Here is a 13674-nt window from a genome sequence, read left to right as displayed (position 1 = left end):
GGCAAACGAATTTACGACGAGATTTCGAAAGTTTTCTCCGGGCAGACGTCGTCCACCCCCGCGCCCCCCACCAGCGCCAGCACCGAATCCCCGTAAAGGCCCAGTTTGCGGGGGCCGATGCCGGCGATGGCGATCAGCTCCTCGGAGCGTCCGGGCCGCCGCTCGGCCAGCGCGATCAGCGTCGCGTCGGTGAAGACCACGTACGCGGGCACCTTCTGCGCCGCGGCCACCCGCTGCCGCCACTCGCGCAGCCGTTCGTGCAGCTCGTCGTCGATGTCGGACGGGCAGGTGGGGCAGCGACCCAGCTTGCGGTCCGGGCCGGCGAGCAGGGTGGCGCCACAGATCCGGCAGGAGACGATCTGGGTCCGCCGCCGTTCGGCGCGGGCCGGACCGGTGCCGCCCACCGCCCGCTCGGTGCCGCCGGAGCGGTCCAACTGGGGCAGGAAACGCGACGGCCGCCGGGCCCGTCCGCCCGGCGAACGTGCGGCGGCGTACGACAGCCAGAGCCACTCCCGCGCACGGGTGATCCCGACGTAGAGCAGCCGACGCTCCTCCTCGACCTGTTCGACAGTCTTGGCGTACGTGGTGGGCAGGGTGCCCTCGGCGAGGCCGATCAGGAACACGGCGTCCCACTCCAGCCCCTTGGCCGAGTGCAGCGACGCGAGGGTCACCCCGTCCACCGTCGGTACGTGCTGCTGGGCGGCGCGGCGGGCCAACTCCTCGGTGAAGTCGGAGAGGGTGACCTGACGCTCCACCGACGCGGCCTCGCCGATCGGCACCACCTCGGGGCTGGCCGCGTACTCCTCGGAGAGCTGGACCAGCGCGGACAGCGCCTCCCAGCGTTCGCGGGCGGCGCCGCCGGCCGGAGGCGCGTCCGGGGACCAGCCGACCGCGGTGAGCGCCTCGACGACGGCTGTCGGCAGCGGCGTCTCGCCGGGGATGGACCGGGTGGCGGCGCGCAACGCGACCATCGCCTGGCGCACCTCGGCCCGCTCGAAGAACCGCTCCGCGCCCTGTACGACGTACGGCACCGAGGCCTCGGTGAGCGCCTTCTCGTACGCCTCGGACTGCGCGTTGACCCGGAACAGCACGGCGATCTCCTTCGCCGGGGTGCCCGCGTCGATCAGCGCCCGGCAGCGGGCGGCAACGGCGTTCGCCTCGGCCGGCTCGTCGGTGAAGATCCGCAGGTCCGGTTCGGGGCCGGGTGGGCGCTGCCCGCTCAACTCCAGGCGCAGACGCGCCTCGGTGCCTCGGGCCTGGGAGATCACCGCGTTGGCGAGCCCGACCACCTGCGGGGTGGAGCGGTAGTCACGGACCAGCCGCACGACTGTGGCGTTGCGGTGCCGGCGCGGGAAGTCGACCAGGTACGCCGAGGTCGCCCCGGTGAACGAGTAGATCGTCTGGCTGGCGTCGCCGACCACTGTCAGGTCGTCGCGACCGCCGAGCCAGGCGTCGAGCAGCCGCTGCTGGAGTGGGTTGACGTCCTGGTACTCGTCGACCACGAAGTGCCGGTACTGGCCACGTACCTGCTCGCCGACGTCCGGGTGCTCCTCGATGCCCCACACCGCGGCACGCAGCATGTCCTCGAAGTCGATCACGCCGTTCGAACGCTTGAGCTGCTCGTACGCGGTGAACACGTCGGCCACCTTCGCCGGCTCGTGCGGGGTGTCGCGCAACGCCCGGGCGGCGGACACCACGTAGTCCGCCGGCTCGACCAGCGACGACTTCGCCCACTCGATCTCGCCGGCCAGGTCGCGGGCGGCGGCACGGTCGGCGCGCAGGCCGACCCGGGCCGCGGCGAGGGTGACGAGTCGCACCTTGCTGTCCAGCAGCTCGGGCATGGCGCGGCCGGCCAGTAGTCGGGGCGCGAAGTACCGCACCTGCCGCAACGCGGCCGCGTGGAACGTCCGCGCCTGGACACCCTGCGCACCGAGCAGAGTGAGACGGTGTCGCATCTCGGCGGCGGCGCGGGCGGTGAACGTGACCGCGAGGACGTGCCGGGGGGATATCTCACCGCTGAGTGCCCGGTGGGCGATCCGGGAGGTGATCGCCCGGGTCTTGCCGGTGCCCGCGCCGGCCAGGATGCAGACCGGGCCGGCGGGAGCGGTCACGGCGGAGCGTTGCTCCGGGTCCAGCCCGGCGAGCACCTGTTCCGACGCTGAGTGAACCACCACAACCAGGAATCATCTCAGCTACCCGCAGCGTTGCAGCGAACAGCCTCGGCTTGATCGGCAGGCCGGGGCCGGAGGAGTTGGAGGATCCGACGATGTTGACGATGTATTCCACCCCCTGGTGCGGCTACTGCCACCGGCTGAAGTCGCAGCTCGACCGGGAGGGCATCGGTTACGAGGTGGTCGACATCGAGCAGGACCCGAAGGCCGCGGAGTTCGTGATGAGCGTCAACGGCGGCAACCAGACGGTGCCGACCCTGCGCTTCGACGACGGCAGCGCCCTGACGAATCCCTCGATCAACCAGGTCAAGCAGCACCTCGAGTCCCTCACCGCCTGACTGGTCAGCCCACGTCGGCGAGCGGCCGCCCCCAATCGGGGCGGCCGCTCGCCGTGTCTTCGGACGGGTCAGCGCGGTCTTCGGACGGGTCAGCGTGGCGAGGACCGGTGGGCACCGGATCGGCTTGCGGCGTCCTCAGCCGGTCGGCGGGGCGCCGGGAGCACCGGGCGGGTCGGCTTCGGTCGGCGGGTGCCGGTCGGGGTGCTCAGGTGCCGGCCCCGCCAGAGGTAGGTGCCGGCGACCAGGGTGGCCAGCCCGACCAGCGCGAACAGCACCCGGTAGTCCAGGAACCCGACCAGCAGGGCACCCACGCCGATGGAGAACGCCTGCGGCCCGCTGACCACCGCCTGGGTGGCCGCGGCGACCCGGCCGACAAGCGCGGGCGGGGTCCGACGCTGGATCAGCGTGTGCAGCCCGACCATCGTCAGCGGGATCGAGACGCCGGCCAGCAGCACGGCCGCGAACCCGAGCCGGATATCGGGGTACGCGAGCGCCAGCGCGGCCGGGGAGAAGAAGGCGACACCGGCGGCAAGCGTGCCGACCTCGCCGAGCCTGCGGATCAGCGCCGGTGAGCAGAGCCCGCCGAGCAGCCCGCCCACGCCCTGCACGGTGACCAGCACGCCGACGAACGCGGCATCCCGGTTCAGCCCCTGGTCGACGTAGGCGAAGATGAGCGACTCGCTGAAGCCCATCACCAGTGAGCCCAGCCCGTATCCGAGCAGGGCCCGACGCAGGGCCGGCTCGCCGGCCAGGTGCCGCAGACCGGCGCCCAGCTCGGCCGGCCAGCGCAGCCGCACGGTCGGCGGCATCTGCCGTGGAGTGGGCAGGGCGGTGACCACCGCCGCGGCGGTCAGAAATCCGACGGTCCCGATCCCGGCCAACGCCCACCCGCCGAGCGCCGCGTAGAGCGCCGCGCCGGCCAGCGGGCCGATCAACCGCATCCCCTGGCGTACGGTCTGCAACAGGCCGTTCGCCTCGGCCAGCAGCTCGACCGGCACCAACTCCCGAATGAGGCCACTGAGCGCCGCGCCGAGCGTGATGGACGACAGTCCGTACAGGGCGGCCACCAGGTAGACGACCCAGACGTCCCCCGCGTCCCGGACGGTGAACAGAGGGGTGAGCAGGGCGGCGGTGACCACGTTCGCGGCCACGAAGAACGGCCGGCGCGGGTACCTGTCGACGAACCAGCCGACCAGCGGCGCCAGCATCATCGGCGCGATGACGGCGAAGATGGTCGCGCCGGCCAGCCCGCTCGAACCGGTCAGATCCTTGACCCAGATGGCGAGCGCGAGCAGCAGGATCGACTCGGCGGTCATGCTGGCCAGCAGGCCGCCGAAGAGCAGGCGGAAGTCGGGTCGGCGCAGGACGGTGCGCATGGGGTCCCTCCGGCGGGATGGCGTGCCCAGGGCGGGCGAGGTCGACGGGCCGCGACCGCGGGTCCGTCGTCGTCTGGCATTCCCGTGGTCCGATTTTTGTAAGACACGCCCCCGCCGGGAACCTCCGACGTCGGCCGCGCCGTCCATACTGACCGTGGGGGGCGAATTTCATACAGTTACCGTCGCGTCTGCGGCGGTCGACGGGAAAGAGGACACTGTGCCTCCTGCCGCACCCAGCCCGATCCTGCGTCGTCGCCGGTTGGGCGTCGAGTTGCGTCGCCTGCGGGAAGCCGCAGGCCTCACCGGTGACCAGGTAATCGAGCGTATCGGTTGGGCCTCCGCGTCCAAATTGTCGCGACTGGAGAATGGCCGCAGCCGACCGGACCCGCAGGACGTCGGCGACCTGCTTGATCTCTACGGCGCCGACCAGGCGGTGCACGACGAGTTGCTCGGCATCACCAGCGAGGCCGGCGACATGCGCGGATGGCTGAAGAACTTCCCGGTGATGACGCAGCAGCAGCGCAGCTGGGCCGAGTTGGAGGCGGGCTGCGCGGAGATCTCCGAGTACAACCCGACGCTGGTGCCCGGTCTGCTGCAGACCCCGGGCTATGCGCAGGTCCGGATCGTCTCGGCCCGGCAGGTGGGCGAGGGTGCGGGCGAGCCGGAGCCCGACGACGAGCCGGAGACCGAGGTGCAGGCGCGGCTGGCCCGCCAGTCGCTGCTGACCCGTGAGCCGTACGCGCCCCGTTACACAGCCGTGCTGGAGGAGGCGGCTCTCGGCCGCCGCGCCGGGCCACCCGAGGTGCTGCACGAGCAGTTGCTCCAGCTCTGCGAGTTGGCCCTGCTGCCCAACGTCACGCTGCACGTGCTGCTGCGGGACACCCAGATCGGCAACTGGTTCATTCCGCCGACCGCGTTCTCGGTCTACCGGTTCGCCGATCCCCTCGATCCGGAGACGCTCGCGATCGAAGGTGGCTTCACTGATGTCATGTCGACCGAGGCAATCACGCTAAATCGCTATAAAGTGGTGTTCGAGTGGCTATGCACGGCGGCACTAAACGCCTCGGACACCCTCTCCTGGCTGATCGAGGCGACGGGACGGCTGACCGAGGCGGTGCCCCCATCCACAGTGGCGTTCGGGCCGGCAACGGCGCCGACCCAACGCCGCCGGGATTCGGGGCGGCTGACGGACCGGTGATCCACGGGGGACCCTCCGTCGGGACGTGCGGCACCACTCGTCCCATCGGATCGCTTCACATCAGGAGCAGAACCATGAACGACATCCACAACACGCCGTCCGTCTCCGCTCGCTCGTTGGCGGATGCCCCGTGGCGTACCAGCACGCGCAGCCAGACCTCCAACTGCGTGGAGGTCGCCCCGCTCGGCACCGGCCCGTCGGCCGTCGCCCTGCGGGACAGCAAGGACCGAGGCGGTCCGGTGCTGCTGTTCAACCGTGCGGGATGGCTCGGTTTCATCAGCGGTGCAAAGAAGGGACAGTTCGACCTGAACTGATCCGGTGACTGGTACGGGGCCGTCGGCGTGCTGCCGGCGGCCCCGTCGTCGTACCGGCCCACCGACCCCGCTGAGCAGCATCCGCCGATCGGACGACGCTCGGAACTGATAGGCGCGTTTCAGTTGCTGGGACGAACACGGGGCGTAACATGGCCCTCGGGTACGTGGAACTTCCACACAAGCTCATTCGTCGCGGTTCATCCGGAGACCCTCATGCGGTTCCTGATCGTTCGCACCGACATCCGCGCCGTCGCCGACGGGGACATCGCCGCCGCCTGGGCGGACGGCCACCGGCTTCGCGACGAGACGACCACACCCGAGCCGCGACGGCAGATCGTGCACGCCGAGGACCGGGACGCCGCGCTCCTGCTGGCCCGGGCCCTCGCCACGGTCGGCGCGGTCCGCGCCGGCAAGCAACGGGTCAAGGTTCTGCCGCTGGCCGAACCCCGAGCCGCCTTCCGACACAGACCGGGGCCCACCGGCACCTGATTCGACAAGACGTCCGTCGTGGTCGGACCGGCTCCCCCGCCGCGTTTCTCGCACCCACCGACCACGACGGCACGTGTTCCCGGCCCGTGACCGCCGCGGCAACGGCGGCCACGGGTCGGGACCGCGCCTCACCTGTCGGCGTCCACCCAACCGTCAAGCCAGCGGTGGATGAGGAACAACGCGATCGACGACGGTGGCGGCAGGATCAACTGCGCTCCGTCGCCCACGTCCACCGTCTCCCCGGCCAGCGCCGCCCCGATCTGGCGACGCGAGAACCACCTGGCGTACGCGATCTCGGACGGGTCGACCTGCACCGGATCATCCGGGTTGGCGGTGGCCAGGAAACCCAGCATCAGCGAGCCCGGGAACGGCCATGCCTGGCTGCCCACGTACCCGATGCGCTCGACCCCGATGCCCACCTCCTCGCGGACCTCGCGCAGGACGGCGGCCTCCGCCGACTCGCCCGGCTCGACATAACCGGCCAGGCAGGAGTAGCGCCGGCCGCCGGGAGTGCCCGGCCAGCTGGCGTTGTTGCCGAGCAGACATCGCCCGTCCGGGCCGGTCACGCCGTCGTGCACCAGGACGATCATCGCCGGGTCGGTACGCGGCCAGATCCGCCCACCGTTGCGGTCCACCCGCGACCAACCGGCCTCGTCCATCGCGGTCGGTGCCCCGGTGCTCGTCGAGTAGCCGTGCCGGGTGTGCCAGTTGAGCAGCGCTAACGCAGTGGTGAAGATGCCCGCCTCGCGGTCGGCCAGCAGGTGACCCACCTCGCGCAGGTTGACCGGCCGGGTCCCCGGTATCGCCGGCAGCGGCGCGTCGACAGCGAAGACCGGCACCCCGTCCGGCTCGACACCGAGGAACATCGCCGTCGACTCGGACCCGGCCGGCACGTCGGCCGCACCGAACAACACCAGCGCCGGGGGCGACGCGTCGGTGCGGGCCAACGTCCGACCGTCGTCGGTCGAGTCGAGCAGCAACACCCGCGCGCGCAGCCACGCCTCGGTCAGCCACTGCCTGTCACCCCGCCGGTGCGCCGCCCGATCCAAGGTGGACCGCGCCAACGGCGGCGCCGCCTCCCCGCTCACGCCAGCGCTCCGCTGCCGGGCCCGGTCGCGCGCTCGCTCACGCTGCCGGCTCGGTGTGGACCGTGGTCAGCGCGGCCAGCGCCGGGGTCACCCGCTCCGCGTCACCGAGCACCACGACCGCCGCCCGAGCCGGTGCCAGGTACCGGGCACCCACCCGCGCGACATCGTCGATGCTCGCCTTCGCCAACCTCGCCGCGTACTCGGCGAGGAAGTCCAGGCGCAGCCCGTTGCCCGCGTACGCGCTGGTCAGCGCCGCCAGACCGGCCTGGGTGGACATGCCGAGCTGAAGGGTGCCCAGGGCGTACTGACGGGCCTGCTCCAACTCCTCGGGCTTTGGCGGCAGTGACGCCAGCCGACCCAACTCGTACGTCGTCTCCAGCAGGGCCGGGCCGGTGACCTCGGTGGCCACCTCGGCGGAGGCGACCAGCACCGACCCCGCGACAGAGTGCTCGATGCCCGAGTGCGGGCCGTACGTGTATCCCTTGTCCTCGCGAATGTTCTCCACCCAGCGGGAGGAGAAGTAGCCGCCGAAGATCAGGTTGGCCAGTTGCAGCGCGGCGTGGTCGGGGTCGGTGCGGGGCACCGCCGGGAGCGCGATCCGCAGTGAGGACTGCACCGAGCCGGGCCGGTCGACCAGCAGCAGAGGCCCCGGCTCCAACGGTGGGGTGGCCGGCAGCTCGGCGATCCGCCCGGCGCCGGCCCAGCCGCCGAGCGCCCGCTCGGCCGCGTCCAGCGCCTTCTCCGGCTGCACGTCGCCGACCAGCACCAACTGCGCGCCGGCCGGATGGACCCGCTCCTCGTGCAGGGTGCGCAGCGCCGCCGGTCGGACGGCTCGGATCTGCCCCGGTTCCGGGGTCTGCGTCGCGTACGGGTGCCGGCCGTAGACCCGCTTCAGCAGCGCCTCCCGGGCCAGGTGCGCCGGCTGGCTCTGCGCCACCTGGATCCGGTCGACAAGTCGGTCCCGTTCGGTGGCGACCTCGTCGCTCGGGTAGTTGGCGCTGGTCAGCACGTCGGCCAGCAGCTCCAGCATCCGGTCCAGGCCGGTGACCAGCCCGGCGCCGGAGAGCATCAGCCGGTCCGGGTCGACGCCCGCGGAGAGCCCGCCGCCCACCTTCTGCAACTCGGCGGCGAGCTGCACGCTCGTCATCGACTCGGTGCCGGAGAGCATCGTCTGCGAGAGCATCGCGCCCCGGGCCAGGTGGACCCGGCCGAACGGCACCCAGAGCCGCAGCTCGACCAGGGGCACGGCGGGCCGGCGTACGGCGATCACGGTGAGGCCGTTGCGCAGCGTGCGCTCGGCCTGCTTGGGCACCTTGAGCTTGCGGGTCGGCCCCAGCGGGGGCAACGTGCGCGGCGCGGCAGCGACAGTCCCGGTCATCGGGCACCCCCGGCGATGACCTCGATCGCGGCCCGACGCTCCGGCCGCAGGGTGGCCGCGGCGGCCCGGACCTGCTCCTCGGTGACCTCGCCGACCAACCTTGGCAACTCGTTGAGCAGGCCCGGTTCGCCGCGCTGCTGTTCCAGCACGGCCATCCGCAGCGCGCGGCCGAGCACCGCGTCGGTGTCGCGCAACAGGTGCGTCGCCATGCGGGCCTGGGTGCGGTCCAGCTCACCGTCGGTCAGCCCGTCGGTGGCCAGCCGGTCCAGTTCCTCGTCGATGGTGCGCAGCACCTTGTCCACGTCGCCTCCGGGCGGCAGGTGCGCCTGCAACAGCAGGGCGGTGGGGTCACGGACGTCGAACGGGTCGCCCATGAAGCCGAGGTATCCGCCGAGGCTGGTCACCGTGCGGTCGCGCTGCACGAGTCGTTCGACCAGCCGCGAGGCGTCGCCGTCGGTGAGCACCTCGGCCAGCACCACGTACGGCAGGTAGCCGGCGAAGTCGCTGATCGGGTCGGGCACACGCCAGGCGCCGGCCACCGCCGGCAGCGGGGCGAGGGCATCGGTGTACGAGGTGCGCCGCTCCGCGGTCAGGTCGGGCTCGGTGAAGTCGGGTCGTTTCGGCGCCAGCCGGGCCGGTACGTCCCCGAAGTGCCGGGTGACCAGCTCGGTCGCCTCGGCCACGTCGATGTCACCGCTGACGGCCAGGACGGCGTTGCCGCTGGCGTAGTAGCGGCGGAAGAAGTCCGCGGCGTCGGCGACGGTCGCCGACTCCAGGTCGTCGAAGGAGCCGTAGCCGTCATGCGCGTTCGGGAACGTGTCGAACATGACCGGCGGGAGGGTCAGCCAGGGGAAGCCGCCGTACGGCCGGTTGAGGACGTTGACCCGGATCTCCTCCTTGACCACGTCGACCTGGTTGCGCAGGTTCTCCTCGGTCAGCCGGGGGCCACGCATCCGGTCGGCCTCCAGGAACAGCGCGCGTTCCAGCGCGTTGCTCGGCAGCGTCTCGAAGTAGTCGGTGTAGTCCAGGTGGGTGGACCCGTTGAAGGTGCCGCCCGCTCCCTGCACGTGCCGGAAGTGGGCCAGCTTCTCCAGGTTCTCCGAGCCCTGGAACATCAGGTGCTCGAAGAGGTGGGCGAAGCCGGTGCGGCCCTCCGGCTCGGAGCGGATGCCGACGTCGTAGACCACCGCCACCCCGATCACCGGGGCACTGCGATCAGGGGTGAGCACCACCCGCAGGCCGTTGTCGAGGGTGAACCGCTCGACCGGATATTTCGTCGCTGGAATTCTGGATCTCCGCGCCACGGGATCGACCCTAGCGCGTCGGCACGCCCACCACCTGCGACCTACCCGGAGCCGCCGCGACCGGGGCGGTGACCAGAGGCAGGACCTCGGCGCCGACCCGCTCGGCCTCCTCGCGGTGCGGCCAGCCGGAGAGGACGAACTCGTCGACGCCGAGCGACGCGTACTCGTCGATCCGGGCCGCCACCTCGGCGTAGCTGCCGACCAGCGCGGTGCCGGCGCCCTCGCGGACCAGGCCGACGCCGGCCCAGAGGTTGGGTGCGACGGTGAGCCCGTCGGTACGGCCGGCGTTGAGCGCGGCCATCCGGGCCTGGCCCACCGAGTCCATCCGGCGGAACCGGGCCTGGGCCGCGGCGATCCGCTCCGGGCTCATCCCGGCCAGCAGCCGGTCGGCCTCGGCCCACGCGTCGGCGCTGGTGGGCCGGGCGATGACGTGCAGCCGCAGGCCGGTGCGCAGGGTCCGGCCGTGTTCGGCGGCGAGCGCCCTGATCCGGGCGGTCCGGGCCGCGATGGCGGCCGGCGGCTCGCCCCACATCAGGTACACGTCGGCCTGTCGGGCGGCCACCGTCTCGGCCGCCGGGGACGCGCCACCGAAGTAGACCGGGGGCGTCTCGGCGAGCGGGGTGGCCAGGCCACCGCCGTCGACACGGTAGTGGCTTCCGGCGTAGTCGAAGGGCCGGCCGGCCCAGGCGCGGCGGAGCACCTCGATGAACTCGCCGGTGCGGGCGTAGCGGTCGTCGTGTCCGAGGAAGTCGCCGTACGCCCGCTGCTCGGCCGGGTCGCCGCCGGTCACGATGTTGAGCGACAGCCGGCCTCCGGAGACGGCCTGGAACGCCTCGGCCTGCTGGGCGATCAGGGTGGGCAGCGCGAAGCCGGCGCGGACGGCGACCAGCATGCCGAGCCGCTCGGTGTGCTGGGCGACCGCCGCGCAGACGATCCACGGGTCGGGGCAGCCGGCGCCGACGGGCGTGAGCACGGCGGTGAATCCGTGCGTCTCGGCGGCCCGGCCGACCTCGGCCAGGTAGGCCACTGTGGCGGCCCGGTCGTGGCGGGCGGCGCCAGCGGTGACGGTGGCGGCGCCAACCTGATCGCCGTCGCCGGAGGTGGGCAGGAACCAGTGGAAGGTCATCGCGGAGTTGCCTCTCTGGTCGATCACCGAGTGCCGGACACCCTAGCAACCTGGTAGGAAATACCGACATAACTGAGACGCGAAATCTCGCCATGTGGATGGGTCTTGACGCTGACCGCAGCCTGGCCCAGTCTTCCTACCAACTAAGTAGGAATACTGCGGATTGGACGGACGATGAGACGGTCCCCCCTGCGCCGGATGGTCACTCTGGCCACCCTCGCCGTGGTCGGCGCGGCGACCCTGGGCAGCACCGCCGCGTGCGGCGACGACGACAGCAAGGGCGCGAGCGGAAGCTCCGGCCCGGTGACGCTGCGCCTCGGCTACTTCCCCAACATCACCCACGCGCCGGCGGTCGTCGGCGTGGAGAAGGGCATCTTCGCCGAGAAGCTCGGCGCGAACGTCAAGCTGGACCCGAAGACCTTCAACGCCGGGCCGGCCGCCATCGAGGCCGTCTTCTCCGGCGCGCTGGACGCCACCTACATCGGTCCGAACCCGACGGTGAACGCCTTCTCCAAGTCCAAGGGTGAGGCCGTCCGGGTCGTCTCCGGCGCGGCCTCCGGCGGCGTGGCCCTGGTGGTGAAACCCGCCATCAGCGGCGTACAGGACCTGAAGGGCAAGAAGATCGCCACCCCGCAGCTGGGCAACACCCAGGACGTGGCGATCCGCTACTGGCTCAAGCAACAGGGGCTGACCACCACGAAGGAGGGTGGCGGCGACGTCAAGATCGTGCCGCAGGAGAACGCCCAGACGGTCGAGACGTTCAACAGCGGCGCGATCGACGGCGCCTGGGTGCCCGAGCCGTTCGTCTCCCGCCTGGTCAACGCCGGCGGCAAGGTGCTCGTCGACGAGCGCGACCTGTGGCCGGACAAGAAGTTCGTCATCACCAACCTGCTGGTCAGCACCAAGTTCCTCAAGGCGCACCCGGACGTCGTGCAGAAGCTGGTCGACGGCCAGGTCGCCGCGAACGAGTTCGTCAACAGCAAGCCCGAGGAGGCCCAGCAGGCCATCTCCGACGCGATCGGGAAGATCACCGGAAAGCCGCTGGACCTGAAGCTCATCAAGCAGGCGTGGCCGACGTTGGAGTTCACCAACGACCCGATCGCGACCTCGCTCAAGGCCGGCCTCGACCACGCCGTCGACGTCAAGCTGACCGAACCGGTCGACCTCGACGGCCTGTACGACCTGAAGTACCTGAACAACGCGCTCAAGGCCGCCGGCAAGCCCGAGGTCGTCCAGCCATGACGTCGACCACGACGACGCCGCAGAGCGCGACCACAGCGGTCGCGCTCTCCGGCGTGACCAAGGTGTACGGGCGCGGGGCGAACGCCGTCCTAGCCCTCGACGGTGTGTCGCTGGACGTCGCGCCCGGCGAGTTCGTCTGCCTGGTCGGTGCCTCCGGCTGCGGCAAGAGCACCCTGCTGAACCTGGTCGCCGGACTGGACCGGCCCAGTGGCGGGCAGATCACGCTCGACGGCGACACCAACCCGGGGCTGATGTTCCAGGAGCCGGCGCTGTTTCCCTGGCTGACCGTCGACGGCAACGTGGAGGTGCCGCTGAAGCTGCGCCGGCTGCCCCGAGCCGAGCGGCGCGAGCGGGTCGCCGAGCTGCTGCGTACGGTGCACCTGGCCGACTTCGGCCGCAAGCGCCCCCACGAGCTCTCCGGCGGAATGCGGCAACGTGTCGCGCTGGCCCGCACGTTGGCCCTGGACACCCCGGTGCTGCTGATGGACGAGCCGTTCGGCGCGTTGGACGCGATGACCCGGGACATCCTGCACGACGAGCTGGAACGCATCTGGTCCGAACGCAAACTCTCGGTGCTCTTCGTGACGCACAACGTCCGCGAGGCCGCCCGACTGGCCGACCGGATCATCCTGCTCTCCAGCCGCCCCGGGCGGATCATCTACTCCACCGAGGTGGACATCCCGCGCCCCCGACGGATCGACTCCCCCGAGGTCGCCGCCATCGCCGCCGAGGTCACCGAGCGGCTCCGTACGGAGGTGGGCCGCCATGGCCAATGACACGCTGACCAGCGCCGCGCGTACCGACGCGCAGATCTCCGGCCTGGACGCGCTGGAGATCGCCGGGCGGGACGCGGAGGTCACCCGGGGTGCCCGGATCTGGGCGGCCACATGGCCGAAGTTGGCGGCGCTGGCCATCGCCATCGCGGCCTGGCAGGTGGTGGTCTGGTCGGGCTGGAAGCCGCCGTACTCCCTGCCCGGGCCGCTGGAGGTCGGCCGTGAGCTGGCCGCCCAGGCCCAGGGCCCGCAGCTCTGGGAGGGCCTGCTCACCACCCTGCGGCGGGCTGCCGTCGGCTACGTCTTCTCGGTCGCGGTCGGCCTGCTGCTGGGTCTGGCGGTGGCCCGGTCGAAGGTGCTCCGCGCCGCCATCGGCTCGATGATCACCGCCTTGCAGACCATGCCGTCGATCGCCTGGTTCCCGCTGGCCATCCTGCTGTTCGAGCTGAGCGAGAAGGCGATCTTCTTCGTGGTGGTGCTCGGCGCCGCGCCGTCCATCGCCAACGGGGTCATCTCCGGTGTGGACTACGTGCCGCCGCTGCTGCTGCGCGCCGGCCGCAACCTGGGCGCCCGGGGGCTCAACCTCTACCGGTACGTCATCGCGCCGGCCGCCCTGCCAGCGATCGTCGCCGGGCTCAAGCAGGGGTGGGCGTTCTCCTGGCGCAGTCTGATGGCCGGTGAACTGATCGTGGTCGGCATCTCGCAGACCTCGCTCGGCGCACAGCTGACCTACTCCAGAGAGCTGTCCGACGCACCCTGGCTGCTCTCCACGATGATCGTCATCCTGGTGCTCGGCCTCGGCGTGGACGCCGCCTTCGGCGCGGCCGACAAGGCGATCCGGCGGCGCTGGGGCGTGCTCGACCAGGCGGGCAACTGA

General features: G+C 71.6%; 13 protein-coding genes. 7 read left to right on the top strand and 6 right to left on the bottom strand.

The features are described 5' to 3' along the window. Nucleotides 1-11: 11 nt before the first annotated feature. Entirely contained in the window at nucleotides 12-2174 is a 2163-nt protein-coding gene (locus tag FHU34_RS06140; protein WP_145779084.1) for an ATP-dependent DNA helicase UvrD2, read from the bottom strand. A 92-nt stretch (nucleotides 2175-2266) separates the two neighbouring features. Between FHU34_RS06140 and FHU34_RS06135 the strand changes: the two genes are divergently transcribed. After that, nucleotides 2267-2509, top strand: a complete 243-nt coding sequence (locus tag FHU34_RS06135) for a mycoredoxin (RefSeq protein ID WP_145779083.1) — start codon at nucleotides 2267-2269, stop codon at nucleotides 2507-2509. A gap of 89 nt (nucleotides 2510-2598) precedes the next feature. On the opposite strand, the gene FHU34_RS06130 is transcribed toward FHU34_RS06135, so the two are convergent. Beyond that, a complete protein-coding gene (locus tag FHU34_RS06130) occupies nucleotides 2599-3885 on the bottom strand; it encodes an MFS transporter (protein WP_244311565.1) in 1287 nt (428 codons plus the stop codon). 217 nt (nucleotides 3886-4102) lie between these two features. Between FHU34_RS06130 and FHU34_RS06125 the strand changes: the two genes are divergently transcribed. From FHU34_RS06125 to FHU34_RS06115, 3 genes are all read left to right on the top strand, one after another. Further along, on the top strand, nucleotides 4103-5083 hold the full coding sequence (locus FHU34_RS06125) for a helix-turn-helix domain-containing protein (protein ID WP_145779081.1): 981 nt from the start codon (nucleotides 4103-4105) through the stop codon (nucleotides 5081-5083). Nucleotides 5084-5157: 74 nt separating this feature from the next. Continuing rightward, entirely contained in the window at nucleotides 5158-5397 is a 240-nt protein-coding gene (locus tag FHU34_RS06120) for a DUF397 domain-containing protein (RefSeq protein WP_145779080.1), read from the top strand. A 213-nt stretch (nucleotides 5398-5610) separates the two neighbouring features. After that, nucleotides 5611-5886: a hypothetical protein gene (locus FHU34_RS06115; protein ID WP_145779079.1), complete on the top strand. Its 276-nt coding sequence runs from the start codon at nucleotides 5611-5613 to the stop codon at nucleotides 5884-5886. A gap of 128 nt (nucleotides 5887-6014) precedes the next feature. Here the strand turns inward: FHU34_RS06115 and nudC are convergent, their stop codons facing one another. From nudC to FHU34_RS06095, 4 genes are read right to left on the bottom strand one after another with little or no spacing between them, the layout of a single operon-like run. Next, the gene (nudC, locus tag FHU34_RS06110; protein ID WP_145779078.1) at nucleotides 6015-6974 is read right to left on the bottom strand and encodes an NAD(+) diphosphatase; all 960 of its coding nucleotides are present in this window, start codon (nucleotides 6972-6974) and stop codon (nucleotides 6015-6017) included. A 37-nt stretch (nucleotides 6975-7011) separates the two neighbouring features. Then, the gene (locus FHU34_RS06105) at nucleotides 7012-8352 is read right to left on the bottom strand and encodes a M16 family metallopeptidase (RefSeq protein WP_145779077.1); all 1341 of its coding nucleotides are present in this window, start codon (nucleotides 8350-8352) and stop codon (nucleotides 7012-7014) included. Next, on the bottom strand, nucleotides 8349-9656 hold the full coding sequence (locus tag FHU34_RS06100; protein WP_145779076.1) for a M16 family metallopeptidase: 1308 nt from the start codon (nucleotides 9654-9656) through the stop codon (nucleotides 8349-8351). Before FHU34_RS06100 ends, FHU34_RS06105 begins: the two co-directional genes overlap by 4 nt. Nucleotides 9657-9666: 10 nt before the next feature. After that, nucleotides 9667-10809, bottom strand: a complete 1143-nt coding sequence (locus FHU34_RS06095; protein WP_244311564.1) for an LLM class flavin-dependent oxidoreductase — start codon at nucleotides 10807-10809, stop codon at nucleotides 9667-9669. A gap of 147 nt (nucleotides 10810-10956) precedes the next feature. Here FHU34_RS06095 and FHU34_RS06090 point away from each other — a divergent pair, with 147 nt between their 5' ends. Genes FHU34_RS06090 through FHU34_RS06080 form a run of 3 tightly spaced genes read left to right on the top strand, consistent with a single transcriptional unit; the run spans nucleotide 10957 to nucleotide 13674 of the window. Beyond that, nucleotides 10957-12024, top strand: coding sequence for an ABC transporter substrate-binding protein (locus FHU34_RS06090; protein WP_145779075.1), 1068 nt, complete (start codon nucleotides 10957-10959; stop codon nucleotides 12022-12024). Continuing rightward, nucleotides 12021-12800 (top strand): ABC transporter ATP-binding protein, encoded by a 780-nt coding sequence (locus FHU34_RS06085; RefSeq protein ID WP_145779074.1) that lies wholly within the window; start codon nucleotides 12021-12023, stop codon nucleotides 12798-12800. Before FHU34_RS06090 ends, FHU34_RS06085 begins: the two co-directional genes overlap by 4 nt. Beyond that, nucleotides 12790-13674 carry an ABC transporter permease gene (locus FHU34_RS06080; protein WP_145779073.1) on the top strand — a complete coding sequence of 295 codons (885 nt, stop codon included), beginning with the start codon at nucleotides 12790-12792 and terminating at the stop codon, nucleotides 13672-13674. Before FHU34_RS06085 ends, FHU34_RS06080 begins: the two co-directional genes overlap by 11 nt.

The organism is Micromonospora taraxaci (genome assembly GCF_007830095.1).
Taxonomy (GTDB): Bacteria; Actinomycetota; Actinomycetes; order Mycobacteriales; family Micromonosporaceae; genus Micromonospora; species Micromonospora taraxaci.
The sequence above is the reverse complement of the archived record's forward strand: the minus strand, read 5'-3'. Positions and strand labels throughout refer to the sequence as shown.